This window comes from Flavobacterium sp. RHBU_24 (genome assembly GCF_046613695.1).
Classification (GTDB): Bacteria; Bacteroidota; Bacteroidia; order Flavobacteriales; family Flavobacteriaceae; genus Flavobacterium.
The window spans coordinates 226,083-251,008 of sequence record NZ_JBKJHD010000003.1; the positions used below are offsets into that span (position 1 = coordinate 226,083).

Here is a 24,926-nt window from a genome sequence, read left to right on the forward strand (position 1 = left end):
CATAACCGGGGGCCTTTTGCTATATTTTTTTACCTTTATGCTACAAACATTAAACAGCAAACAGCATGAAAAAAATGTACGCAATTGTATTGCTTGCGCTTTGCATGGCCGGCAGTAAAGCACTCGCACAAACAGAAGCCGAACAAAAAGCATGGATGGATTATATGACCCCGGGTAAGGAACACAAAAAGCTAACTTTAGAAAATGGGATCTGGCATAATGAAATGACCTTTTGGCACGACCCTAAAAGCCAGCCCACAAAGGCAGTTACCACCTCTGAAGCTAAGATGATATTTGATGGCCGCTACCAGGAAATTTATTATAAGGGCCAGGTAATGGGTATGCCTTTTGAAGGGAAAAGCACCCTTGCGTTTGACAATGCTACTAAGGAGTATATTTCTACCTGGATAGACAATATGGGTACCGGCGTTATTATAATGCGTGGCAGTGCTGACAAGACCGGCAAAACCATTACGTTAAAAGGCGAAGTTGTAAACCCTCTTGATGGCAAAGTAAACCCGTGCCGCGAGGTATTTACCGTATTAAGTGATAACGTACGCAAACTGGAGATGTATGATACCAAAGACGGCAAAGAGTGGAAAAGTATGGAAATTTTAATGAAAAGGAAATCTTAGGAACATTTACCGCAATGTTTTAATTTTATCAATCCGGCCATAGTGCCGGATTTTTTTATTTAACAGATTAACAAACAGGCAATTAATACAGTGCTATGATGAGGCTCAAAAATTCATCAAAATGAAATTCGATTCAATTGATTCGATTACCGGCTGGGTTATAAAATTCCGTGAGGTTTATACTTTTTTGGACGACACTACACACAGGCTCGAAACTTTTGACGAATGCAAGGGCCGGTCCGAATTTAAGAGTATGGAAATCGCAATGAAACGAAGATTTATAGTGTTCCCAATACAGCTGAATAGAAAAAGAATCAGGACAAACTGGCGGATTTTATATTGTACTACATTTTTTAAAGAAAATAACATTAAAAACATATTTTTGTGGTGCGCTATCAAAAAACGTAATCGCTTGTATGCGCCTAATTCTGTATAACATTTATTTAATCAACAAAATTAATCAACCTATGAAAAACATCTTTTTTTTATTATTAAGTCTAATCAGCATTAAGGTATTTTCCCAGTCTATGGATTATCCCGGAAAATCAATTGAAATGCTTGAGGGTAAAGAACTAAAAGTAAAACCAGGGACTGAATCTACTCAGAAAAATGGGTACCAAGGTTTCTATACAGATGAGGCACTTACAAAAGTTTACAAGAAAAAAAGCCCTTTTACTAAATATGAAGCACTCGTAGGCAAAGTGTTCAAAGTATTGTCTTATAAGCCTAATTATAACGATTATGCTTTAAAACTTGAAAATCCCGAAACAGGCATAATTTATTTTAAATATAATAAGGAGGGTGACTGGAATTATCCTTTTGAAGTTATAGGCGGATTAACCTTTCCTGAAGGTTTTTTCTGTGATAAGATTATAGTAGATAAAGAATGGGATTCGGTAAATGTAAAATACTATTACGTGAGCCATACCCCTTGTAAAGAAGATATATGTTTATATCAAAGTTCCGGAAGATACACGCTCTATGTGCTTATAACCGCGCCGTCAGACCGTAAAGAAACAGGCCTTAAAGGGCTTACCCTTACCCTGGAAAATGGTAAAGAAGTATCGTTTCCTGATGCAACTGTAGCTGTAGAAAGTTCTATGGATAGTTATAATTACCGCACTGAGGTTGAAATTAACTACGAACAACTACAATTGCTTACTGAAAGCCCTATGGTAAAAAAACTTGTAGGCAATAAAGAAAAACAAATTCAAAATGGCCGACTTATAATGGAACATATAAAATGCCTGGCTAAAAGATAACAGCATCTAAATTATTTATTACCTAAGGGTTTAGCTTCTTTAGCTAAACCCTTTTTTATATATTTCGGGGCATTGCTATGCTATCAGTTACCCTATACCACATAACTGAATTACCTGAAAAAACCATTTCATAATAAGAAATAAATAGATTAATTTTGCGCCTTAAACACAACAACACATACAATGATCCATTTCTTCGGAAACCAGACCACTACGGTTTTTGCGGTACAGTCGCAAAACGAACTTTCGGCAGAGGATATTTCAAAACTGAACTGGCTTTTTGGCAACGCGCATAAAATAGAAAAATCCGTACTCACGGATTTTTTTGTTGGCCCACGCGCCACCATGATTACCCCATGGAGCACTAATGCCGTAGAGATTACCCAGAACATGGGCATCGAAGGCATTATCCGCATTGAGGAGTTTGTAAAGGTTGAGGAGGCTGATGCCAAATTTGACCCGATGCTGTCGCAAAAATACGACGGCCTTACCCAGGACATTTACACCATAAACATACAGCCCGAGCCTATCCTTGAAATAGACGACATCGCGGGGTACAATACTAAAGAGGGCCTTTCGCTTAGCGACGAGGAAGTAGACTACCTTAACAAACTTGCTGTAAAACTGGGCAGGAAACTGACAGACAGTGAGGTTTTCGGCTTTAGCCAGGTAAACTCAGAGCACTGCCGCCACAAGATATTCAACGGTACGTTTGTTATCGATGGCGAAGAAAAACCCTCTTCCCTATTCAAGCTCATCAAGAAAACATCGCAGGAAAATCCTAACGATATTGTTTCGGCCTATAAAGACAATGTCGCCTTTATAAAAGGCCCGCGCGTACAGCAATTCGCCCCAAAAACGGCTGATAAGCCCGATTTTTACGATATTAAAGAATTCGACTCGGTTATCTCTATAAAAGCCGAAACGCACAATTTCCCCACCACGGTAGAGCCGTTTAACGGCGCTGCTACCGGTGCAGGAGGTGAAATCCGCGACAGGCTTGCAGGTGGCCAGGGTTCGCTTCCGCTTGCGGGAACAGCCGTGTACATGACAGCCTATTCACGATTAGAAGAAAACAGGCCTTGGGAAAACGGTATGGGGGAACGCAAATGGCTGTACCAGACCCCTATGGACATCCTCATAAAAGCCTCTAACGGCGCTTCTGACTTTGGTAACAAATTCGGCCAGCCGCTTATTACGGGTTCGGTATTAACGTTTGAACACGAAGAATCCCCCTCTAACTCCCCCGAAGGGGGAGAACAAAAGCCACGTAAGTTAGGTTTCGACAAAGTGATAATGCTTGCGGGTGGTATAGGCTACGGTAAAGAGAGCCAGAGCAAAAAACAAAAGCCACAGGAAGGCGATAAAGTCGTGATACTGGGTGGCGAAAACTACCGCATCGGTATGGGTGGTGCAGCGGTATCCAGTGCTGATACCGGGGCGTTTGCTTCAGGTATTGAACTTAATGCCGTGCAGCGTTCTAACCCTGAAATGCAAAAACGCGCTGCCAACGCCGTGCGCGGTATGGTAGAGAGCGATGATAATACCATTGTTTCGATACACGACCACGGCGCGGGCGGGCACTTAAATTGTCTCTCTGAATTGGTTGAAGAAACCGGAGGGCTTATCGACCTTGACAAGCTTCCCGTGGGTGACCCTACCCTATCCGCCAAGGAAATCATTGGCAACGAAAGCCAGGAACGTATGGGCCTTATCATTGGCCAGAAAGATATTGACACGCTACAGCGTATTGCCGACCGTGAGCGTAGCCCCATGTACACCGTGGGCGAAGTAACCGGCGACCACAGGTTTACGTTTAAGAGCGCTACTACCGGCGAAAAACCAATGGACTTCGCGCTGGAAGATATGTTTGGTTCATCGCCAAAAACCATAATGACTGATAAAACAGTTCCTGCAAACTACAGCGCGCTGGAATATTCTCAAAATAACATACACTTCTACCTTAACCAGGTGCTGCAGCTTGAGGCCGTTGCCTGTAAAGACTGGCTAACCAACAAGGTAGACCGCTGCGTGGGTGGTAAAGTGGCCAAGCAGCAAACGGCCGGCCCCATACAGCTTCCGCTGAACAATGTGGGCGTTATGGCGCTTGATTATGCCGGTAAAGAGGGTATTGCCACCACCATAGGCCACTCCCCTGTTTCCGCGCTGATAGACCCTGCTGCCGCAAGCCGCACCGCTATTGCGGAGTCGCTTAGTAACATCGTGTTCGCTCCGCTTAAGGATGGGTTGAAAAGTGTATCGCTTTCGGCCAACTGGATGTGGGCATGTAAAAACGAGGGTGAAGATGCAAGGCTGTACGAAGCCGTAGAAGCCTGTAGTGAATTTGCTATCGAACTGGGCATCAACATCCCAACCGGTAAGGATTCGCTTAGTATGAAACAAAAATACCCTGAGGGCGACGTGATTGCCCCGGGTACGGTAATAATCTCTGCCGCGGGTAACTGTAACGACATTACTAAAGTGGTAGAGCCGGTACTGAAACGCAACGGTGGTAACATTTACTACATCAAACTGAGCAACGACAGCTTTAAACTGGGCGGATCATCATTCGCACAGGTGCTGAATAAAGTTGGTACTGAAGTACCTACGATTACCGATGCTGCCAGTTTTAAAACATCGTTTAATACCATTCAGGATCTTATAAAAGCAGGCAAAATCGCGGCGGGGCACGACATAGGCAGCGGCGGTCTTATTACTACATTGCTGGAAATGAGCTTTGCAGAGGTAAACCTGGGCGCTGAATATGACCTAACCAACCTCAACGAGGCCGATACGGTTAAGGTGCTTTTCGCCGAAAATATTGCCGTGGTACTACAGGCGGATGCTTCGGTTGAAGCAGAGCTTGCTGCCAATGGTATCGACTTTATAAAAATAGGCCAGCCTAAAGAAGGCGCTGAAATAACTGTGAAAAACGGCGACACCACGCTTACATTCAACGTTGCTGAAACACGTGATACCTGGTTTAAAACATCCTACCTGCTTGACCAGAAACAAAGCGGTGCACAAAAAGCGAAAGAGCGTTTTGTAAATTATAAATCGCAGCCGCTGGTATATAAATTTCCGAGTCATTTTACTGGGAAAGTCCTCACCCCCGCTTCATTGGCAAAACGCCCGAAAGCCGCCATTATCCGCGAAAAAGGTTCTAACTCGGAGCGTGAAATGGCAAACGCCATGTACCTTGCGGGCTTTGACGTGAAAGACGTGCACATGACCGACCTTATCTCAGGCCGCGAAACGCTGGAGGACATACAGTTCATCGGTGCGGTAGGTGGTTTCTCAAATAGTGATGTACTGGGTTCGGCCAAAGGCTGGGCGGGTGCGTTCCTGTATAACGAGAAAGCTAAAACGGCGCTGGAGAATTTCTTTAAGCGTGAGGATACGCTTTCGGTAGGTATTTGTAACGGATGCCAGCTGTTTATAGAGCTTGGCCTTATTAACCCTGACCATGAGGTAAAACCGCGTATGCTGCACAACGACAGCCACAAGCACGAAAGCGGCTTTACGTCGGTTACCGTGCAGGAAAACAATTCGGTAATGCTGAACACCCTTGCGGGCAGCACGCTGGGCGTTTGGATTAGCCACGGCGAAGGCAAATTTGACCTGCCGTATGAGGAAGACAAGTACAGCGTGGTGGCTAAATATGCCTACAACGGCTACCCGGCTAACCCTAACGGCAGCCACTTTGACATTGCCATGATGAGCAGCGACAACGGCCGCCACCTGGTGATGATGCCGCACATAGAGCGCTCAATGTTCCAGTGGAACTGGGCCTACTATCCGGAAGGCCGCACCGACGAAGTGAGCCCATGGCACGAAGCGTTTGTGAATGCGCGCGAGTGGATTGAGAAAAGCCCCCTAACCCCCAAAGGGGGAACTACCGTCGTGTAAGTACAGACCTAAAGACGTAAGATAATAGATGATAGACGCCTCTGGAAACAGGGGCGTTTTTTTTATTATATTTGAAAATAAAACAATCAACATGAATTTTATAAATAGAACAACTGGAGCTGTATTTTTTGTGGATATTTTAGGTTTTGGAGCATTGACGCAAAATCTTATAAATCTAAAAGATGAACATTATTCTCCTTGGCTTGATAAATATCATCAAAACTACGATAATCAAGTACTTGCCGCAGCCATCTTATCTGAATTTAGAGAAATACTAATTTCTGTTGATGCAAAATATAATTCTGTAACCATTTCTCAACTTTCAGATTGTGCTTTTATTTGGTCCGAAAATATAACAGAGGTTATACTCGCTGCAAACAATATTATGACCGAATGCATTAATAATGGAATCATGTGTAGAGGTGGAATGTCTTACGGAGAAATAATTGAGACAAAACAGAACCATAATTTAGGAAGATTTATTCTTGGGAAAGCCGTTACCGAAGCGGTCAAACTTGAGGGCATAGCTAAAGGATGTAGAATTATGATTAGTCAAGAAATCCCAAATGCCCTATTCCATTACGATAAAGATTTTCATACGAGAATTCATAGTCTTTTTCAGCCTTTTACCAATCCTTTAGATTATATAACTTATGATGAGTTCAAATGGTATGTCGTGCCTGATATGGATCAAAATGTTGCTGACTTAAAACTGATAGATACGACAAAAAAATTAAGTCTAATAGCATCTAGATTATTACTAGCTGTTACAATAAGGCAGCATCCGAAGTACTACTTAAATTCTCAATCAAAAGAAGGATTAATTCAATTAAGAGCTTCTATTAACTTCATAGCGAAAAGCAATGACGAGCCTTTTAATTTTAAACATGACTTTGGCTGGGAAGATGTAGTTGAGATGAGAAGTATTGATAGCTTAAATAGAATGACCAATCTAATATCATCAGAAAAAAATAGTGTATTACCCTTTTTAATAAAAGAATAATATACCCCCAGCTGGTGCGAGTGTCCCGCTCGTGCCAATCATAATTTAAAAGATAGGTGTAATGCCATTAATTTTCACTTTGATGTTTCTAATTTTCCTCCCCCAATCTCAATTCGTAATTTCAAATTTCTAAACTCTCCGCAAAGTTACCGAGACATTTCAGGCAAAGTACTGAAGCGGCTTGTTCAGTAAATCAGATTTGCAAATCTGATAAAACAGTACGAACTTTCAAAGCAACTTTAAACTTTAATCCTTAAACAAAATTGACACAAAGTACTGAAACGGATTGTTCAGTAAAATGAAGTTATTAACATTGTTACACACTGTACAGCATAAAATAACACAACAACTGATTATCAGCACGAAAATTTTTCGGTTTTCCACATACAAATTACACAATGTGTAACCATTTGTATAATTTTAGCCCCAATTGTGGAAGATAAACCCAGTAAAAAAAGTTATCAACATATAAACCACAAACAATAAACCTCAAACCCCTCACCCATGGCAAAAAACAAAACAACCGAAACAGCAGTCAGCGTTACCAACTTTATTAACACCTACGTGGATAACGACCAGAAGAAAGAAGACAGTTTCCGTTTGGTTGAACTGCTAACTGAATGGTCAGGCTTTGAGCCTAAGATGTGGGGGCCTACGATTATAGGGTTTGGCAGTTACCACTACAAATATGCCAGCGGCCACGAAGGCGATGCGCCCATGCTTGGGTTCTCTCCCCGCAAGGCGGAGTTTTCGCTGTATGTGTACTTTCCTAACGAGCAGCACGAACCGCTACTGGAGGGTTTGGGTAAATTTAAAATGGGCAAGGCCTGCATCTATGTAAAAAAACTGTCGGATATTAATATTGAGGTTCTGGAAAAAATCTGTAAAGCAACCATTGCCTACCTCAAAGAGCAGTATCAATCTTAAAATTAGTGCATCTGTATTTCATGGGCTACTTCAGCCCACTTTACGCATTACCCATTTCATGCCCCAATAAAAAATTACGGTAAAGGTTACTACCAGGTTAGCAGCAACCCAAAATAGTATACCAACTGCCATAGCGGGTAGCCCGCATTGGGGTTCGCCTTCCTTATATTCAGGATAAAATAAACGGGGAAACACAAAAAAATTAGCCAGCACAAGCAGGGCAATCAGTATTTCTTTGCCATAAGGCATCTTCCAGATATCAAACCCGGTAAAGAGTACCAAAATAGTAAGTATTTCTGCAATAAAAATATCTGCTGGTACCATGTTATTATAACTTCTAAAACTTTAAAAAATACCCGCCACTACCGTGAAATTATTAACGGGCTAAACCTTGCTGCAAAGCAACACTACCCTATCATTATTTTTATCGGTGGTAAAAAAAGCGTAGGTAGCGCCGCCGTCTTTGATTTTCCATTTTTTTAGGATTTCCGGCACCTGTAGCGGGAAGTTACGCGCGGTAACATTCATCTTCCTGCCTTCTATGTGCTGTTTCACCTCCGCTTTCTGGTATGGGAGTACGGCATCAATTTTAAACCTCCGACCCGGGAAATTTACAAGCGGCGCCGATGTATACAGTTGTGTATGCCGGTGCAGTTTCTCCACGCCATAATGGTTGCCCACCGCGTCAAACGCGCCCGATTTCATGATGGCGCTGTTGGGTTCATACATGTACTGCAGTGGCAGGCTATAGGTAGCGGGTGATTCCTGGCCGTGAACGGTTTCGAATACTTCTTCGCCGTCTTTAGTTATACAGGCCGCTATAAGTAATGGTGTGCCGGTAAAGCCTTTTTGCAATATCCAGAGCAGCTCCTTTACCTCATTATGCACCGCCAAAATATGCACGGCCTTAACCGAATGCAGCTCGGCAAGCCCGGCTGTAATATCCAGCAGGGGCGCTGTTTTTATCAGTATGTTTTCGGTATAGCTAAAATAAGTATCTAGCAGTTGGGGTACATTCGGCAGGCAGTCCCTTAGCATAAAAACCTTTCCTTTTGCATCATTGCGGCGGGAAGGATCTATATACATCCAGTCCCACTGCCTTTCGGTAAGTTGCAAAATATCAAGGCTGTCTCCGGGCAGGCACTCAATGTTGCCCGCACCCAAAAGCTCAAAGTTATGCTTGGCTATGGCCGAAAGCTCCAGGTTCATTTCGCAGTGGGTAACCTGCTTTATCTTTTTTGAAAAGTAAAAGTCATCAATACCAAAACCGCCGGTCATATCAATAAGGCATTCGCCCGAAACAAGGCCTGCTTTATACTGTGCCGCCGTTTCAGAAGAGGTTTGCTCTACCGAAATTTTAGAGGGGTAAATAATACCCGAAGCAGCAAACCAGGTGGGCAGCTTATCTTTAGCCTTTTGCCGTGCTGCTACCTGGTTAAGCACTTCAGCAAAGGGCAGCTCTGGGAAAGGGTTTTTCTGCAATGCCATACGTGTAATGTCATCTGCCGTATGGGTAATTATATAATCCTGAACTTCAGGCTGTAAAAGTAAGCTGAGCACGGTGTTACATATCTTTGGTTAATGCCTTTACCACGGGGTTCTCCGGGAAAAATTCTTTTGCTATTACCTTCAGTACGGTATACATGGGTATGGCAACGATCATGCCCAGTATGCCAAAGCTAAAGCCGCTGATAAGCACCACTATAAATATTTCCAGCGGGTGCGAATTAAGGCTGCTGCTGAATATGAGCGGCGAACTAAAATTGTTGTCTATAAACTGAGCCGCACAATAACCTATAAGTACATATAAGGTAGTGCTGAACATGGTATCCTGCCCCTCCGGGCCTATGTGCCCCAATAGCGTAAGGACTACCACTAACCCCGTAGAAATTATAGGGCCAATGTAGGGTATTATATTAAGGAAGGCTGTGATAAGCGCTATTACAAAAGCGTTTTGCACGCCAAAAATGAGCAGTACGGTAAGGTATAGCACAAATAAAACCGACATCTGTATGATAAGCCCTATGAAATAGCGGCTCAGCATGTGGTTGATTTTATCTATAGATGTGAGTATTTTTTCTTCATGCTCGTCTGGCAGTAATTTTTTTGCCCCTACTATAAACAGCTTACGGTCTTTCAGGAAGAAAAACGTAATGAACATTACCGATGCCAGCCCCATACCAAATCCGCTGAGTATGCCCAGCAACGAGTTTAGGAAGGCGGGAATAAAATTAAAGTTGAGCTTAGACGAAATGTTTGACTCTTTGATAAGTTTTTGGGCGTCAATGCCCAAAGATTCGTTTATGCTTGTAATAAGGCTGTTAAAATCGGTTTCAAGTTTTGCGGTATCCAGCAGCGACAGGTTTTCGGCCTGTGTGGCTATAAGCGGCACAAACATAAATACAAAACCGGTAAGCAGCCCAAGGAAAAACAGCAGGGTAACAATCACCGCCAGCGTGTGCGGAAACTTTAACTTACGCTTTAAAAAATATACTATTGGGCTTGCTACCATACTTAATATAAGCGAAACTGCAAGATATATAAGTACCGTTTGTATACTTACAATAAATAGTAGTAAAATGTAAACACATGCCAACACGGCTATGGCGCGCAATATACCGTTTGCAATAGTTTTAGAGGTAACCATATTTTCCCGTCGTTTTTATATACCGAAAGTATGAAAATTTTTACGACTCTGCCTGTGTTTAGTATAAGATTAAGATTTTTATAAGTATTCATGCAAATAAATCAGGCATTATTTGGTTGATGGCATTGCTATAAATGTTATAGTACCGTTAATTGTACTGATGATAAAGGATTTGAGGCGTAAATTTGAAAGGCCTTTGCACGAAGCACTATTTAATTTAAAACCTATACATCATGTCGAAGAAAGTTGCTGACCAGGTAGTGGAAATGCTTGTTAAAAATAATGTAAAACGTATATATGCCGTTACTGGCGACAGCCTTAACGAGTTGAACGATGCGGTGCGCCGCAACGGGAAAATAAAGTGGATACATGTGCGCCATGAGGAAGTAGGCGCTTATGCCGCCGCTGCCGAAGCCGAACTTGATGATAACAGCCTGGCCTGTTGTGCAGGTAGTAGCGGCCCCGGCCACGTACACCTTATAAACGGTATGTATGATGCCCACCGCACAGGTGTTCCCCTGCTGGTAATAGCCTCTACGATACACACCACCGAATTTGGTGTAGACTATTTTCAAAGTACCAATACCATAAAACTTTTTGACGATTGCAGCTGTTATAACCAGATTGCCGCCACACCGGTGCAGGCATCACGCATGCTGCAGTCGGCTATTCAGCATGCACTGCATTTAAAAGGGGTTGCCGTGTTTGGCCTGCCAGGCGATCTTGCTGCAGAAGCTGCTGCCGAAAGCCCTACAGCGATGCACAATTACCGTAACAAACCACTGGTGCGCCCAAATGACGAAGAGCTTGCAAAACTTGCTGATATGCTTAATGAGGGCAAAAAAGTTACTATATTCTGTGGAATGGGTTGCGATAAAGCCCATAACGAGGTTATAGCGCTTGCCGGTAAGCTTAAAGCACCTATAGGCTATTCTTTTCGTGCAAAAATGGGTATGCAGTATGACAACCCTTATGAAGTGGGCATGACCGGACTGCTGGGTCTGCCGTCTGCCTTTCATGCTATGCATGAAGCTGATGTGCTGTTGCTTTTGGGAACCGACTTCCCATATGCCAATTTTATACCTACCGATAAAAAGATAATACAGATTGATACGAGGCCAGAACGCCTGGGCCGCCGTGCCAAGCTCGACCTCGGACTTTGCGGGGATATAAAACCCACCATAGCGACACTGCTGCCACTGGTAAACCAAAAATCAGATGAAAGCTTCCTCTTTGCGCAGCTTGCCCTGTATGAGGAAGTGAAAAAACACCAGAATACTTATGTGGATGACCGGGGCGAAACGGATAAAATTTCCCCGGAATTTGTAGCGCATACAATAAACGACCTTGCCAATGACGATGCCATTTTTACGGTAGACACCGGTATGTGCTGCGTTTGGGGTGCCCGCTACCTGCATGGCACAGGCCAAAGAAAACTGTTAGGTTCGTTTAACCATGGCTCTATGGCCAATGCCATGCCTATGGCAATAGGCGCGGCGTTAAGCCATCCCGGCAGGCAGGTTATTGCCCTGTGTGGCGATGGCGGCCTGAGCATGCTGCTGGGCGACCTGGCTACTATAAAACAATATAACTTACCCATAAAGCTTATCGTATTTAACAACCGTTCGCTGGGTATGGTAAAGCTGGAAATGGAGGTTGCTGGCCTGCCCGATAACGAAACGGATATGGTTAACCCTGATTTTGCACTGGTGGCACAGGCAATGGGCTTTACTGGCGTTACCGTAAACGAACCCGAAAAAGTAAAACAGGCACTACAGCAGGCGTTTATGACCGATGGGCCAGTACTGATAAATGTACTCACCAATCCGGAATCGCTTGCTATGCCGCCCAAAGTAGAGTGGGATCAGATGAAAGGCTATGCCGTAAGCATGACTAAATTAATACTTGATGGCCGTATGAGTGAAGTGCTTAATATGGTAAAGTCTAATTATAAGCATTTATCGGAAGTGATTTAACCTATTGTTAGATTTGAGTCGTTCTACAATACAACAAAACAGCCGCTTAGAATTTCTAAACGGCTGTTTCATTTAATATTTAAAACAATCAGCAGTATCAGTAGTTAAACGCGTAATTTACAATATTAGCGCCCATTTTCAGGGCCTTAGTGCGCACCTCGACAGGGTCGTTGTGTACCTCGGCATCTTCCCAGCCGTCGCCCAGGTCGGTCTCATGGGTGTATAGCAGCACGAGGCGGCCTTCTACAAAAATACCCCAGCTGTCCGGTGCTTTACCGTCGTGCTCGTGTATTTTTGGCAATCCCTGCGGGAAGGCAAATGGGCCTTTAAAAATCTCATGGTTTACCGGTATACGCACAAGTTCCTTATCGGGGAAAATCCTTTTTATTTCACGGCGCACATACTGATCCATACCATAATTGTCATCTATATGTAAAAACCCGCCTGAGGTTAGGTAGTTGCGCAGGTTAATAACTTCACTGTCGCTAAACACCACGTTACCGTGGCCTGTCATGTGTACAAAAGGGTAGGAAAAAAGGTCGGGGCTACCCGGCTCTACCACTTGTGTTTTATTCGTAATCTTGGTATTAATGTTCTGGTTGCAGAATTTGGCCAGGTTGGGCAGTGCTGTAGGGTTACCATACCAGTCGCCCCCTCCGGAATATTTAAGCACGGCAATTTCCTGAGCGTTTAAAAACAGTGGTAACGCAAATAATATATAGAACAGTTTTTTCATTAGAGGGTATATCATTATCCTGTAAAGATAATAAAAAGGTGTAATAATTTTAAAGTGGTAGTTGCTACTCCGGGTCTTTTATAATCATTACACTGCCTTTAAATCCCGTAGCAAGCGCCCATTCGTCGTTCATCAGCAGTTTCTGGTGCTGGTCATACAGCATAAAATTGGCCGTGTTTGGCCCCTGCGTGCCCTGGTTCATGGCTTCAAACTCTATATGGTTAAAACCCGGCTGCAGGCGTATGCGTAACGGTTTTAGCATATTGGTAAGGGTAAATTCAGCTACAACCACCTGGCCGTTTAACAACACCCGTATCCGGTCTCCATCTTCAGCGCCGTAGTCTGCAGCGAGTATATCCATATAGTCTGATTTGGTATGCAGCTCGCCAAAGTCTTTATTGCCTTTATAGGGTGCGGCGGCATCTCCCTTTGGCCTTACAGTGGTGCGTTTAGCATATTCCTGGGTGCGGTTTACAAACCTATCCTGCTCAGCAACCATGCTGAATTCCGATTTTTTTTCGCCAATGGCAAAGCTTGGATAGTAGCTGGGCTTTTTATCAGGTTTTATATCAAAAGGGCTGTTTGGGCTTACTGTATTGGGCGAGGGCGCTACCGATGTATTATTTTCTACCCGGGGTATGGCTATACCACCTTTAGGCCCGGTATCTACCTGTGCCCAAATGCCGTGTGACGCTGAAAATAATAATAAAATGGGAAGCAGTTTCTTCATATATAGTATTTATAAGTAACAAAATAACAAAAATTTTGCCACAATGTTTCTTTTAGAAAATATAATTGAAGGAATAACGGATTATTAGCTGCTAAAGTATATTGCAGGCAGTTATGGTTTTAATAGCATACTACATGTTTTAGTATTTTAACTATATTCGCCAAACCAATATTTTTGAAATTCATGAAATACCTTTTAAAGCTAATAAATATATTCTCCCTTGTTGCTATACTGCTTATTGCATCATCGTGCAAAATAGGCAGGTTTGTATACTATAACTTCGCTAACATTACTGACCATAAGATATTCCCGGCACGTACTGCAAGCAATGACTCAGTTAAATTTACATTTAACGACCCCATTAAGCCTAAAATTCCGCGATTAGTAACTTTTGGCGATAAAGAATACAACTTTGAAGAATACCTGGTGAAGAATAAAACTGTGGCATTCCTTATTATTAAGAACGATACGCTGCTATGCGAGAAATATTATCGCGGCTACAATGAGGCATCGGTGGTTAATTCTTTTTCAATGGCAAAGTCCGTTACCTCAATACTTATAGGCTGTGCTATTGAAGATGGTTTTATACAATCGGTAGAGGAGCCGGTTATAAAATACATCCCTGAGCTTAAAGGTAATGGCATTGAAAAACTGAGTATTAAAAACCTGTTGCAAATGACCAGCGGATTTGAGTATAATGAGAGTTACATAAACCCCTTTGGCGATGCCGCAACTTTTTATTATGGCCGCAATTTGCCTAAGGCGCTCTTTAACTTAGAACTTAAGAACGCGCCGGGCACACTGTTTAGCTACAGCAGCGGCGACAGCCAGATGCTGGGCCTGGTGCTCGACCGCGCCTTAAAGGGGAAAAAGATTACCGAATACCTGCAGGAAAAGCTGTGGAAACCCCTGGGTATGGAATATGATGCCACCTGGAGCCTTGACAGAAAAAAAGACGGATTGGAAAAGACCTTTTGCTGCCTTAACGCCCGTGCGCGCGATTTTGCAAAAATAGGCAGGCTGTACCTGAATAAGGGCAACTGGAACGGTAAGCAAATAGTAAAAAAAGAATGGGTAGAGGTAAGCACCACTGCCGATACGCTTGAGGGCGGCGCACACGATTATAAATACCAGTGGTGGCTGGAAAAAGACGGAAATTATATGGCACAGGGCATTTTAGGCCAGTATATTTATGTGGTGCCAAAAAAGAACATGATTATTGTAAGGCTGGGCGAAAATTATGGCAATGCCAACTGGGAATCAATAATGTATTCGCTTTCGAATTTATATTAATTGTTGTAAGTTGTTAGTTATCGGATAGTCCGAAGTTCGGGGCTCGATGTCAGGTCTGCAAACTGCGACTGACCACTGAATACTGATTACTTGCTCCTCCCCGTGCGGCTGTCTTCGGCATTCCAGTCATCAGTGCTGTTGTTACGGTCACGCTCGTCTTCGCGGGTTATGTTGCCTTTTTTGTCGTAACGGGCGTTATTGCCCACATTATCATCGGCGCTCGTGGTGCCAGTGGTATTTGTTTTGTCGGTATCCATAATAATAGTATTTAGCATAAAACTACTCATAGTTTTAAGAAGCGGCAGTTAAACAAATTATAATCTTTCATCCTAAATTTGAAGCACCGGATATTAGTGGATACTATTTTTTGTTATTTCCCGTATATAGGTAACAAGAAATTATTTTGGCATGAAACAATTATTGTTTTTTATTTCAATATTATCCTTTGGCTTTACAACAAACGCATTCGCGCAGGGCGCAGCAAATTATGAAGAAGAAATTTGTGGCCTGCACGCAGTTCCCGACTACAATTTCATGCTGGTAAAGTTGCGTGCTAAACTTGAGGTGTTACAAACAGAACTACGTGCAGTTAAGGAAAGAAAACTCATTGCACAAAAATCGCTCGCAGTTGAAATTAAATCAGACAAAACAGCAAGCCAGGCCAAGTATCAGGAGTTAACGGCAAGAAAAGCTGATGCAGTAATTAAAATGGTACAACAGCGAATACAGGCAACCAAAAACAGGATTGAAGCAGTAGAAAAAAAATCAGCAACTCGTAATCCAAAATAAAATATTGGTTTTCAGTTTATTAATCTGCGGGAAGCATGCGTTAAACAAATGGTAATCTTTAAAAGAAAAGGGCTATTGGGGCGTATGTTTGCCGGTGGTTTAGTGATTTACTAAATCGCAATTTTAATTAAATTACCATTATGCGTTTATTATTTTACGTTACCCTGTTTTTTACAGCCATTACTTTTAACGCCCGGGCACAAGACGGCACAGCCACTATTGCTCCTGAAGACATGGACAAAGCTGCTGAAATTAATGCTGATATTGCCGAATACCGCATTGAACTGGCCACACTGCAAACAAAATTAGCGGAACAAACCGATAAAGCCCACAACAAGGCATCAGAAGCACAGAATTCATCAGGGGAAAGTGAAGCTGCCGCAAACAGGCTGAAAGACGACATTACCAGCAACAGGAAGGCGCGAAAATCAGGACGTGCGGCTAACCGCGCCGAAAACGACTGGGACGACTCTAAAAAGGCAAGCCGTGATGTTGAAAAAACACAACGAAAAATTGAGTCGATAAATAAAAAGATTGCCAAGAGCGAAAAAAAGCTCCGCAAATTATCTGAATAATTTTTTAACGTCCGGCCCCCAAGCCGGACTTTTTGCTTTAATTTTTGTTCAGGTTCAATAAATCAATTCTTCTACATTCCGGCGTATATTGTCGGCTATTTTATCAAGTGGCAGGTCATTGGCATCATTACCAAAAGGGTCTTCAATCTCCTCGGCTATAAGCTCCAGCGACGCCAGTATATAAAATACGAAAACCACTATAGGCACTACAAAATAACCCAGCTGGAACACATAGCCAAAGGGCAACGTCATCACATAAAAGAAAATGAATTTCTTGATAAACGCGCTGTAAGAGTATGGTATAGGCGTATTTTTAATACGCTCGCAAGCGCCGCAAATGTCCAGCAGGCTTTGTATTTCGGCATTCAGTATAATAAGTTGGTCGCCACTTAGCTTACCGTTTTCATACAATCCGTTTACCTGTCCCATAATGGCTTTCGCTACCTGGTTGGGTTTGTGGCTGTAATGGTTTGTTTTTAAGGTAGCATCTTCAAAAAGCTCGTGGCTTACATCTTCATTGCGCAGGTGCTGGCTCAGCACTGCACTAAAAGCCGGTATGAGCCTGCGAAATAATTTTTTGTCTTCAGGGTCTTTTACCATTACCGCGATTTTAACGGCCAGGTTGCGCGAATTGTTTACAAGCGCACCCCACATGCGGCGGCCTTCCCACCAGCGGTCATAAGCCGTATTGGTGCGAAAAACCAGCAGCATAGATATTACAAACCCTACCAGCGTGTGTATAATGGTTATGTTTTTTACATGGCTTGTTTCACTCAGTTTCCAGTAATCGGTTTCGAGCCACGCTATTGCAGCAGAATACAGGCCAATACCCAACATTAGCGGCAGCAACTTTCGTACGGTATCGCCCTTATGAAACCTGAATATAAATGAAAACCACTCTCTTGTGTTGTAAGATTTCATGGTAATTTTTCGGCTAAAATAGTATTTTTAATAACACTTAGGTATCGTGTGCAATTTTCAAATTTTCAAATTTTCAAATTGCCCAATTAAAAACTATCTTTGCGGCAACAACACAAACTGCTGCACATGAGTTCTGATACGAGCAAACGCTATAGCCAGCGCGGGGTTTCGGCCTCAAAAGAGGATGTACACAACGCCATTAAAAATATTGATAAGGGCCTTTTCCCAAAAGCGTTCTGCAAAATAGTGCCCGATTACCTTACCGGTGACGAAAACTACTGCCTTATAATGCACGCCGACGGCGCGGGTACAAAATCGTCGCTTGCCTATATGTACTGGAAAGAAACCGGGGATCTCTCGGTATGGAAAGGCATCGCCCAGGACGCGCTTATCATGAATATAGACGACTTGCTGTGTGTAGGTGCAGTAGATAATATAATGCTTTCCTCCACTATTGGCCGCAACAAGAACCTTGTTCCGGGCGAAGTAATATCTGCCATTATAAGCGGTACAGAAGAACTTATAGAGGAACTTAAAACGTATGGCGTTACCATACACTCTACGGGTGGCGAAACTGCCGATGTGGGCGACCTTGTGCGTACCATTATTGTAGACAGCACTGTAACTGCACGCATAAAACGGAGCGATGTTATAGATAATGCTAACATTAAGGCCGGCGATGTTATAGTGGGCCTAGCCTCTTATGGGCAGGCCCACTATGAGAAAAGCTATAACGGCGGTATGGGTAGCAACGGCTTAACTTCTGCACGCCATGATGTGTTTAGTAAATATTTGGCCGAAAAATACCCTGAAAGCTTTGATGCCGCTGTACCTGCTGAACTGGTATATTCAGGTAAGGCAAAACTGACAGATGCCGTAGAAGGCAGCCCTATTGATGCGGGTAAACTGGTACTTTCGCCAACGCGTACCTATGCGCCCATTATCAAAAAGATACTCAGCCAATATACCCCCGAAGATATTCATGGTATGGTGCATTGCAGCGGCGGTGCCCAGACTAAAGTATTGCACTTTGTAGATAACGTACACGTGGTTAAAGACAACCTGTTCCCTGTGCCACCACTTTTTAAACTGATACAGGAGCAAAGCGGTACCGACTGGAAAGAGATGTACCAGGTGTTTAACAGCGGCCACCGTATGGAGCTGTATGTACCTGAAACTATTGCCTATGATATTATCGCTATATCACAATCGTTTGGGGTGGAAGCGCAAATTGTAGGCAGAGTGGAAGCAGCCGATACTAAAAAACTTACGATTACGAGCGAGTACGGTACTTTTGAGTATTAACCGCTTTTGTAACTATTAGACAGAGGCTCACAGAGGTTTAGGATAAAAGCCCCAGCTCTGTAGAACTCTGTGCCTCCGTGCATCTCTGTGTAATAACTTTCTATAATTACTCCAGTCGCTCTAAAATCTCTGCTATCGAAAATTTCGCGCCGCACACAAATTCATCGGCTGCGCCATAGTAAATAGTGAGTTCGTCGCCATTAACCAAATGCCCGTTGGTAAATACCACATGCCCGAAGAACCCACTAAGTTCATAGTTCTCTTTTGGCCTCATAATGGGTTTTAGCGTCCGCGAGATAACTTTTGATGGATTGTTGAGGTCCATTAAAAATGCGCCCAGGCAATACTGGTGGTCGGCATTTGCACCGTGGTATATCTCCAGCCAGCCCTGTTCAGTTTTAATAGGCGCCGCCCCGGCACCCACGCGGGCGCTGTCCCACAACCCTTTTCGGGTCTTGACAATGCATTGATGGTTACCCCAGTGGATACCGTCGGGCGACTCGGCCAGCCAGATAAAATTACCGCCTATGGCTACACTGCTGGGGCGGTGCAGCATATAGTATTTACCGTTTATTTTTTCTTCAAAAATAGCGCAGTCCTTATTGTGCGGTGCAATAATTATCCCTTTGTGTTCAAAGGTTTTCCAATCGGTAGTAGTACGCAGCCCTACCCCTACACCATTATCTGAAACCGCCGTATATGTGAGGTAATACGTATCGCCAATTTTTGCCACACGGCAGTCTTCCACACCAAAATTTTCAAGGTAGCCACTACCCATAAGTGGTTCGTAGCCTTCCGGCTCATAAAATTTAATACCATCGTCACTGCACAACAGCCGCAGGTGCGACAGGGTGGTAAGGTAATCGAGCCCTTTGTAGTTTATTACTCGGGGGTCATCTGCAATAAGATCGGGGTCGTTAAGCGGAACCTCAATGACTTCAGTCTTTCCAATGGCATTTATCATCGGGAAAAACAGCACACCTTCTTTTTGAAGGATGTTTTCGGCCACGCGAACTAAAAGCCATGTTTTACCCTCAAAGGTAAATACGCCGGGATTCAGCAGGCATATAACCTGCAGGTTTGGGCTGCTGGGCTTCACGTCTTTCGGCATCAGTAAAGGGTTTTCGGGGAAACGACGCGCTATATCTTTCATGAGTGATAGTTTTTACAACTCATAAAGTTATAATATTTGCTGTAGTATAGCTGCAGTATTAGGCTCTAATTAACAAGCTAACACATGCCATTAATTATTTTGAAATGTACTGTATACGATAGCAAAGCGAATGCTGGTAGACAGTGGCCTGATGGCTTTGAAAATAAATATCCCGCAACTACGGGATACTTATTATTCTATAACTACTTTACCGGTTTTAGGTATTGCTACAATAACATAGGGTGCAGTTAACGCCATTGAAACCATGCCACCCGGTTCCGGCTTCGTTTCTTTCTTTTTCAGGTAGGTGGTATCGCCATCTACACGCATGCTTTCTATGGTAATGCTATAGCCGCCTGTATTCCTTTGGCCCATATATACAGCAACAACATCACTTTTACTAAAATCTGCCTCGGGTATATTTTCTATATTAAGCGCTGTACACAATTGCTTAAATGACGACGCATCGGTTACTTTTTCAAAACCTGCTGTTTCCTTTCCGCCGTGCTCTGATTGTTTTAGTATGCTAAAAGTTTTACCATTGTCAACCATTGCTTCTTTTTTCGCGCAGCATGCTAACGCTGTAAAAATTATTAAAAAAATTGCAGTTATTTTTTTCATACGAGTTGTTGTTTTAAAGCCCTTCGATAAATGTTTTCATACATGGGCATTATTTTCTGGATGTCAAACTCTTTGGCTACATCAAGGGCGTTTTGTTTAAATGCCGCAAGTTTATATTCGTCAGAAAGTATAGAAACCGCTTTTTCGGCCATATAAGCCACATCCCCCACGTTGCCCAGATAACCACTAAAGCCATCACGGTTAACTTCCGGCAGGCCTCCGGTATTGGTAGAAATAACAGGCACGCCTACCGCCATAGCCTCAAGCGCGGCAAGGCCAAAGCTTTCCGTTTGCGAGGGCAGCAGGAACAGGTCGCTAAAGCAAAGTATTTCATTTATTTCATTGCTATTGCCAAAAAATACAACTTTATCAGTCAGTCCTAATTCTTCAACCAGTTGCTCAGCAGGTTCGCGCTCAGGCCCATCCCCAACCATCATTAGCTTTGAAGGGACCCTTTTTTGTATTTCGTTAAATATCTTTACCACGTCAGGTATACGCTTCACTTCCCTGAAATTGCTTATATGCGTAATAATTTTTTGGCTTTCACCTGCAATTGCCGAACGTTGGCACGGTGCTTCAATTTTAGTTTTCTTTACCTCTATAAAGTTAGGTATTACATAAATATCCCTTTTTATATCAAAAAGCCTGTATGTATCATCTTTCAGGTCCTGGGAAACCGCAGTTACAACATCACTGTGGTTAATACTAAAACTTACGGCAGGCTTATAAAATGGGTGGTTGCCCACCAGTGTAATATCGGTGCCGTGCAGTGTGGTTACCATAGGTATCCTTATACCCTGCTCTTTAAGCATTTTCTTTGCCATATAGCCGGCATACGCATGCGGAATGGCGTAATGCACGTGCAGCAATTCTATGCCATATAATTTTACCATATCTACAAGTTTGCTGCTCAGGGCAAGTTCGTAAGGCTGGTAATGGAAAAGGGGGTATTCCGGTACGTGTACTTCGTGGTAATGGATATTAGGGTTTAAAAGTGCCAGGCGAACAGGCTGGCGGTAGGTTATAAAGTGTATTTCGTGTCCCCGGCGGGCAAGTTCAAGCCCAAGTTCAGTGGCTACGACGCCGCTTCCGCCAAATGTGGGGTAACATACGATTGCGATTTTCATAAGTAATGCGAATAAAGTAACGAAATTAACGAAAAAAAACGGCATAAGCCGTTTTTAGATTATAATTAACGTGTGCGAATTCTTACGAAAACTGTTCGTTTTTACCGATATCTGGTAATAAATTTTACTTGGTTTCTTAAGCTTTATTCTCAGTTACAAATAGCGCTCTTTAAAAATTTTAATGTGATGGTTTTGATGCCCAATTACAAGGAACCCAAGAGCCCTGGCAGATACGGTATATCCACTTGCGGTTCCCATCCTGCGCAGTTCTTCTTCCTGAAATGACTTAAAAAGGTTTATGGTACTGTGCCTTACTAACGAAAGCTCGGTAAGCAAATCCTGTAAATGGCGCCTGCCTGCCTGGGCTGCCACAGCATAGGCGTTCTCCTCAAAGCCGGGCAGCGGAGTTGTATCTCCACGGGCTATCCGTAAGGCTCGATACCCAAAAATGCGTTCACTATCTATAACGTGCTGTATGATATCTTTAATATCCCACTTGCCTTCTGCATAGCGATAATCATACTTATCCATAGGTATATCGCGCACAAAGTCAATAAACTTAGCCAGGCTTACCTCAAGTTCTTCTGTAAGTGTCCATTCGTGGCTGACAAGTGCAAGATAAGCTTCCTGGTAAGGTGCGTATTCGCCGGGCTGTATATCGGTTATTTTCATTATTAAGCTGAATTACGGCTGGCGTTAATGTTACCAAACAGCGACCTTGTTACTATTTTTTCATACGTTTCTATCAGGTTTTCATCAACTCCCTCTTTTTTCATTTTCCTTATTTTCATAAGGGCGTATTGCTGAATAGTAAGCAACGGCAATACAATATTTTCACGCATCTTAATTGATGCTTTACCATCCGGATAGTTTTCCATTAATTCCTTGTAGCCAGAAATTTTTAGCAGCAGGCGCTTTGTTTCTAAAAACTCATCATAAATTATCTGCCAGAATTCGCCAAACTCAGCATCATCCTTCATATAAGCCGTCAGGGGAAAAAACGATTTTGTTAGCGACATCATACTATTTTCAAGCAGTGTTCGGAAAAACAGCGACTCATGGTACAGTGCCTGCACATCATCCCATTTTCCATCGCGCTCGTAAGCACCAAGCGCATGCCCTACCCCAAAAAAACCGGGCACATTTTGCTTAAGCTGCGCCCAGGAGCCCACAAAAGGTATCGCCCTTAAATCGCTAAAATTAAGCTCGCCCCCTTTATTACGCTTACTTGGACGGCTGCCTATGTTTGTTTTTGCATAAAAATTAAGTGTACTCATTTTATCAAGGTATGGCAAAAACTTAGGGTGGTTTTTAAATGCCATATACTTTTCGTGGCCCAGTTTTGCAAGGCCGTTTAAAAGTTCTTTTTGCCCCGGGGTAAACTGTTTGTCGTTTTTCTTGAAAACGCCATTGGTGATACCGGCACTCAACAGGTTTTCAAGATTATATCGGCAGCTATCCAGCGTACCGAAGTTAGAACTTATAGTTTGCCCCTGTATGGTTATTTGTATCTGGTTATTTTCAATTGTTGGGCCAAGCGATGCATAAAATTTGTGTGTTTTACCACCGCCCCGTGCCGGTGGGCCACCGCGTCCGTCAAAAAACACCACCTTAACATCATGATCGCGCGCCATAAGGGTAAGGTTCTCCTTAGCTTTAAAAATACCCCAGTTTGCCATAAGGTAGCCGCCGTCTTTTGTACCATCGCTAAAGCCCAGCATTATGGTCTGGTTGTTACCACGCGCTTTTAAGTGGGCTGCATAACGTTCATTTTCATACAGCAGTTTCATTACATCACCCGCAACTTCAAGGTCGTCTACGGTTTCAAACAATGGAACTATGTCAACCGGCGGGTTTTGCCACCCTAAAAGAGCGAACATGGTAAGCAGTTCAAGCACATTAAGGGCACTTTCATTATTGCTTATTATATAGCGGTTGCACCCTTTTTCGCCATTGTTTTGTTGAATTGTCTTGATGGCAAGTATCGATTCAAGGGTTTTCCTTGTATCTTCATCTTCAAAGTCTTCAGGTTTTATTAATGCCTTTGCCTTGCTCAACGCAGCAACCTTATCTTTATCAGAAAGATTTTCATAACCTTTTGCAAAAGCATGGTTGTCTTCAAGATGCCGGATTATATCTGCAAAAACCTTATTATGAATGTGGCTGTTCTGCCTGATATCCAGCGACGCGAAGTGAAAGCCGAATAAATTTACCTTGTTGATAAGGTTGTCTATTTCGTCGAGGTAAAGTGACTGATGGCGGGTTATTATAATCTGCTTAATTTCCAGCAGGGCAGCCTTTAATTCATCCAGCGTTATAAATATATCTCCTTTAGAATAAAAAACTGAACGGTACAATTTATCCTCTATTACCCCTACAATCTCATTTACACCGTTAAAAGTTAAATGCCTTTTTAGTTTTTTTACATCAAAATAATAGCATTTCAATATTGAGGTGCGCAGCCTGTTAGCAACGTTTAATGTAATCTCAGTAGTAACAAAAGGATTGCCGTCCCTGTCCCCTCCCGGCCAAAAACCAAAAGACATTACCGGATCTGGAATTACATTGCCCTGGTATATAGCATCCTGTATGTACCCTGACATATCGCCGGCAGCGGTGTAAAATACATTTTCAAGATACCAGATAAGGCTTACAGCCTCGTCAAACGGAGTAGGTTTTTCTTTTTTTATAAAGGGCGTTTTGCCCAGTTGCGCTAACAGGGTTTTTACCTCATTAAGGCTGTTGTTTTTTATAGCATTTGTAAGGTCGGTAATAATACCAAGTACGGCATCCGGATAAAATTGCGTGGGATGTGCTGTTAGCACAGGGCGTATGCTAAAACGCTCCAGGAATTCACGCAGTTCAGGCATTTGACCCATGTTTTCAGCCTTTTCACGCACATCACGCAATGAACCACTCCCTTCAAGGTTATTAAGGCTTTCAAAAGCGGCATCTTCTATAGCATCAAAAAGCACCACCTGCCGCTCCACATACTGAATAAAGCGGAACATAAGCGCTATTTTATCTTCTTCAGAAGTTTCCTGAAGGTATTTTTCAGAAAAGTATTCAAAAATTTGTTCCGGGCTCTTCCATTTTTTAAACCCCTCGTCGCATATTTCAGAGAACAGCGGGAGAAGCACACCTGTATTATCTATATCCCTAAAGGGCAGGGTAATGAATATACTATTAAAAAGCTGATATTTAAGTTGTACGTTTTCGTTAAATCGTTCAATTCTTGTTGCAGGATACATGCTTATATTTTTTGTTGAATTTAATAAAAAACCCCCATGTAACAAACATGGGGGTCTTAAACTTTT

At 42.9% G+C, this 24,926-nt stretch carries 22 protein-coding genes; 10 read left to right on the forward strand and 12 right to left on the reverse strand.

The annotated features are described in order from the left end of the window. Positions 1 to 65: 65 nt before the first annotated feature. From ACLI09_RS05510 to ACLI09_RS05530, 5 genes are all read left to right on the forward strand, one after another. Positions 66 to 635, forward strand: coding sequence for a DUF1579 domain-containing protein (locus tag ACLI09_RS05510; RefSeq protein WP_411418598.1), 570 nt, complete (start codon positions 66 to 68; stop codon positions 633 to 635). A gap of 467 nt (positions 636 to 1,102) precedes the next feature. Further along, positions 1,103 to 1,897: a hypothetical protein gene (locus tag ACLI09_RS05515; protein WP_411418599.1), complete on the forward strand. Its 795-nt coding sequence runs from the start codon at positions 1,103 to 1,105 to the stop codon at positions 1,895 to 1,897. A 183-nt stretch (positions 1,898 to 2,080) separates the two neighbouring features. Continuing rightward, on the forward strand, positions 2,081 to 5,806 hold the full coding sequence (gene purL / locus ACLI09_RS05520; protein WP_411418600.1) for a phosphoribosylformylglycinamidine synthase: 3,726 nt from the start codon (positions 2,081 to 2,083) through the stop codon (positions 5,804 to 5,806). A gap of 91 nt (positions 5,807 to 5,897) precedes the next feature. After that, on the forward strand, positions 5,898 to 6,809 hold the full coding sequence (locus ACLI09_RS05525) for a hypothetical protein (RefSeq protein ID WP_411418601.1): 912 nt from the start codon (positions 5,898 to 5,900) through the stop codon (positions 6,807 to 6,809). Positions 6,810 to 7,313: 504 nt separating this feature from the next. Further along, complete coding sequence (locus ACLI09_RS05530) at positions 7,314 to 7,736, forward strand: DUF1801 domain-containing protein (protein ID WP_411418602.1); 423 nt, start codon at positions 7,314 to 7,316, stop codon at positions 7,734 to 7,736. Between the two features lie 30 nt (positions 7,737 to 7,766). Here the strand turns inward: ACLI09_RS05530 and ACLI09_RS05535 are convergent, their stop codons facing one another. The 3 genes from ACLI09_RS05535 to ACLI09_RS05545 are packed head-to-tail and all read right to left on the reverse strand — an operon-like array spanning position 7,767 to position 10,383. Further along, a complete protein-coding gene (locus tag ACLI09_RS05535) occupies positions 7,767 to 8,060 on the reverse strand; it encodes a hypothetical protein (protein WP_411418603.1) in 294 nt (97 codons plus the stop codon). Positions 8,061 to 8,120: 60 nt separating this feature from the next. Beyond that, on the reverse strand, positions 8,121 to 9,296 hold the full coding sequence (locus ACLI09_RS05540; RefSeq protein WP_411418604.1) for a THUMP-like domain-containing protein: 1,176 nt from the start codon (positions 9,294 to 9,296) through the stop codon (positions 8,121 to 8,123). A gap of 4 nt (positions 9,297 to 9,300) precedes the next feature. Then, on the reverse strand, positions 9,301 to 10,383 hold the full coding sequence (locus tag ACLI09_RS05545) for an AI-2E family transporter (protein WP_411418605.1): 1,083 nt from the start codon (positions 10,381 to 10,383) through the stop codon (positions 9,301 to 9,303). Between the two features lie 233 nt (positions 10,384 to 10,616). On the opposite strand from ACLI09_RS05545, the gene ACLI09_RS05550 reads away from it, so the two are divergent. Then, on the forward strand, positions 10,617 to 12,359 hold the full coding sequence (locus tag ACLI09_RS05550) for a thiamine pyrophosphate-dependent enzyme (RefSeq protein WP_411418606.1): 1,743 nt from the start codon (positions 10,617 to 10,619) through the stop codon (positions 12,357 to 12,359). Between the two features lie 97 nt (positions 12,360 to 12,456). Here ACLI09_RS05550 and ACLI09_RS05555 read toward each other — a convergent pair whose 3' ends face one another. Next, entirely contained in the window at positions 12,457 to 13,095 is a 639-nt protein-coding gene (locus tag ACLI09_RS05555; protein WP_411418607.1) for a DUF4159 domain-containing protein, read from the reverse strand. Between the two features lie 64 nt (positions 13,096 to 13,159). After that, the gene (locus ACLI09_RS05560; protein WP_411418608.1) at positions 13,160 to 13,825 is read right to left on the reverse strand and encodes a hypothetical protein; all 666 of its coding nucleotides are present in this window, start codon (positions 13,823 to 13,825) and stop codon (positions 13,160 to 13,162) included. A gap of 183 nt (positions 13,826 to 14,008) precedes the next feature. Between ACLI09_RS05560 and ACLI09_RS05565 the strand changes: the two genes are divergently transcribed. After that, the gene (locus ACLI09_RS05565; protein WP_411418609.1) at positions 14,009 to 15,118 is read left to right on the forward strand and encodes a serine hydrolase domain-containing protein; all 1,110 of its coding nucleotides are present in this window, start codon (positions 14,009 to 14,011) and stop codon (positions 15,116 to 15,118) included. 86 nt (positions 15,119 to 15,204) lie between these two features. Here ACLI09_RS05565 and ACLI09_RS05570 read toward each other — a convergent pair whose 3' ends face one another. Beyond that, positions 15,205 to 15,375, reverse strand: a complete 171-nt coding sequence (locus tag ACLI09_RS05570; protein WP_411418610.1) for a hypothetical protein — start codon at positions 15,373 to 15,375, stop codon at positions 15,205 to 15,207. Between the two features lie 151 nt (positions 15,376 to 15,526). Here ACLI09_RS05570 and ACLI09_RS05575 point away from each other — a divergent pair, with 151 nt between their 5' ends. After that, the gene (locus tag ACLI09_RS05575) at positions 15,527 to 15,907 is read left to right on the forward strand and encodes a hypothetical protein (protein ID WP_411418611.1); all 381 of its coding nucleotides are present in this window, start codon (positions 15,527 to 15,529) and stop codon (positions 15,905 to 15,907) included. Between the two features lie 140 nt (positions 15,908 to 16,047). Continuing rightward, entirely contained in the window at positions 16,048 to 16,482 is a 435-nt protein-coding gene (locus ACLI09_RS05580; protein ID WP_411418612.1) for a hypothetical protein, read from the forward strand. 54 nt (positions 16,483 to 16,536) lie between these two features. On the opposite strand, the gene ACLI09_RS05585 is transcribed toward ACLI09_RS05580, so the two are convergent. After that, a complete protein-coding gene (locus ACLI09_RS05585; RefSeq protein ID WP_411418613.1) occupies positions 16,537 to 17,403 on the reverse strand; it encodes a bestrophin family protein in 867 nt (288 codons plus the stop codon). A gap of 126 nt (positions 17,404 to 17,529) precedes the next feature. Between ACLI09_RS05585 and ACLI09_RS05590 the strand changes: the two genes are divergently transcribed. Further along, positions 17,530 to 18,708 (forward strand): AIR synthase related protein, encoded by a 1,179-nt coding sequence (locus ACLI09_RS05590; RefSeq protein WP_411418614.1) that lies wholly within the window; start codon positions 17,530 to 17,532, stop codon positions 18,706 to 18,708. A 106-nt stretch (positions 18,709 to 18,814) separates the two neighbouring features. On the opposite strand, the gene ACLI09_RS05595 is transcribed toward ACLI09_RS05590, so the two are convergent. The 5 genes from ACLI09_RS05595 to ACLI09_RS05615 all read right to left on the reverse strand — a co-directional run bounded on the left by ACLI09_RS05595 (position 18,815) and on the right by ACLI09_RS05615 (position 24,860). After that, a complete protein-coding gene (locus ACLI09_RS05595) occupies positions 18,815 to 19,861 on the reverse strand; it encodes a glycoside hydrolase family 130 protein (RefSeq protein ID WP_411418615.1) in 1,047 nt (348 codons plus the stop codon). Between the two features lie 192 nt (positions 19,862 to 20,053). Continuing rightward, on the reverse strand, positions 20,054 to 20,482 hold the full coding sequence (locus tag ACLI09_RS05600) for a protease complex subunit PrcB family protein (protein WP_411418616.1): 429 nt from the start codon (positions 20,480 to 20,482) through the stop codon (positions 20,054 to 20,056). Beyond that, complete coding sequence (gene bshA, locus ACLI09_RS05605; RefSeq protein WP_411418617.1) at positions 20,479 to 21,609, reverse strand: N-acetyl-alpha-D-glucosaminyl L-malate synthase BshA; 1,131 nt, start codon at positions 21,607 to 21,609, stop codon at positions 20,479 to 20,481. The genes ACLI09_RS05600 and bshA overlap by 4 nt, the downstream gene beginning before the upstream one ends. 153 nt (positions 21,610 to 21,762) lie before the next feature. Beyond that, a complete protein-coding gene (locus tag ACLI09_RS05610; protein ID WP_411418618.1) occupies positions 21,763 to 22,281 on the reverse strand; it encodes a DinB family protein in 519 nt (172 codons plus the stop codon). 2 nt (positions 22,282 to 22,283) lie between these two features. After that, positions 22,284 to 24,860: a phosphoenolpyruvate carboxylase gene (locus ACLI09_RS05615; RefSeq protein WP_411418619.1), complete on the reverse strand. Its 2,577-nt coding sequence runs from the start codon at positions 24,858 to 24,860 to the stop codon at positions 22,284 to 22,286. Between the last annotated feature and the right edge of the window lie 66 nt (positions 24,861 to 24,926).

What these genes read in the sequence shown, in the direction of transcription:
- ACLI09_RS05610 (WP_411418618.1), bottom strand. Translation starts at nt 22,281, where the DNA reads ATGAAAATAACCGATATACAGCCCGGCGAATACGCACCTTACCAGGAA.
- ACLI09_RS05510 (WP_411418598.1), top strand. Translation starts at nt 66, where the DNA reads ATGAAAAAAATGTACGCAATTGTATTGCTTGCGCTTTGCATGGCCGGC.
- ACLI09_RS05555 (WP_411418607.1), bottom strand. Translation starts at nt 13,095, where the DNA reads ATGAAAAAACTGTTCTATATATTATTTGCGTTACCACTGTTTTTAAAC.
- ACLI09_RS05590 (WP_411418614.1), top strand. Translation starts at nt 17,530, where the DNA reads ATGAGTTCTGATACGAGCAAACGCTATAGCCAGCGCGGGGTTTCGGCC.
- ACLI09_RS05595 (WP_411418615.1), bottom strand. Translation starts at nt 19,861, where the DNA reads ATGAAAGATATAGCGCGTCGTTTCCCCGAAAACCCTTTACTGATGCCG.
- ACLI09_RS05545 (WP_411418605.1), bottom strand. Translation starts at nt 10,383, where the DNA reads ATGGTTACCTCTAAAACTATTGCAAACGGTATATTGCGCGCCATAGCC.
- ACLI09_RS05580 (WP_411418612.1), top strand. Translation starts at nt 16,048, where the DNA reads ATGCGTTTATTATTTTACGTTACCCTGTTTTTTACAGCCATTACTTTT.
- ACLI09_RS05535 (WP_411418603.1), bottom strand. Translation starts at nt 8,060, where the DNA reads ATGGTACCAGCAGATATTTTTATTGCAGAAATACTTACTATTTTGGTA.
- ACLI09_RS05560 (WP_411418608.1), bottom strand. Translation starts at nt 13,825, where the DNA reads ATGAAGAAACTGCTTCCCATTTTATTATTATTTTCAGCGTCACACGGC.
- ACLI09_RS05530 (WP_411418602.1), top strand. Translation starts at nt 7,314, where the DNA reads ATGGCAAAAAACAAAACAACCGAAACAGCAGTCAGCGTTACCAACTTT.
- ACLI09_RS05585 (WP_411418613.1), bottom strand. Translation starts at nt 17,403, where the DNA reads ATGAAATCTTACAACACAAGAGAGTGGTTTTCATTTATATTCAGGTTT.
- ACLI09_RS05525 (WP_411418601.1), top strand. Translation starts at nt 5,898, where the DNA reads ATGAATTTTATAAATAGAACAACTGGAGCTGTATTTTTTGTGGATATT.
- ACLI09_RS05515 (WP_411418599.1), top strand. Translation starts at nt 1,103, where the DNA reads ATGAAAAACATCTTTTTTTTATTATTAAGTCTAATCAGCATTAAGGTA.
- bshA (WP_411418617.1), bottom strand. Translation starts at nt 21,609, where the DNA reads ATGAAAATCGCAATCGTATGTTACCCCACATTTGGCGGAAGCGGCGTC.
- ACLI09_RS05565 (WP_411418609.1), top strand. Translation starts at nt 14,009, where the DNA reads ATGAAATACCTTTTAAAGCTAATAAATATATTCTCCCTTGTTGCTATA.
- ACLI09_RS05575 (WP_411418611.1), top strand. Translation starts at nt 15,527, where the DNA reads ATGAAACAATTATTGTTTTTTATTTCAATATTATCCTTTGGCTTTACA.
- ACLI09_RS05600 (WP_411418616.1), bottom strand. Translation starts at nt 20,482, where the DNA reads ATGAAAAAAATAACTGCAATTTTTTTAATAATTTTTACAGCGTTAGCA.
- purL (WP_411418600.1), top strand. Translation starts at nt 2,081, where the DNA reads ATGATCCATTTCTTCGGAAACCAGACCACTACGGTTTTTGCGGTACAG.
- ACLI09_RS05550 (WP_411418606.1), top strand. Translation starts at nt 10,617, where the DNA reads ATGTCGAAGAAAGTTGCTGACCAGGTAGTGGAAATGCTTGTTAAAAAT.
- ACLI09_RS05615 (WP_411418619.1), bottom strand. Translation starts at nt 24,860, where the DNA reads ATGTATCCTGCAACAAGAATTGAACGATTTAACGAAAACGTACAACTT.
- ACLI09_RS05570 (WP_411418610.1), bottom strand. Translation starts at nt 15,375, where the DNA reads ATGGATACCGACAAAACAAATACCACTGGCACCACGAGCGCCGATGAT.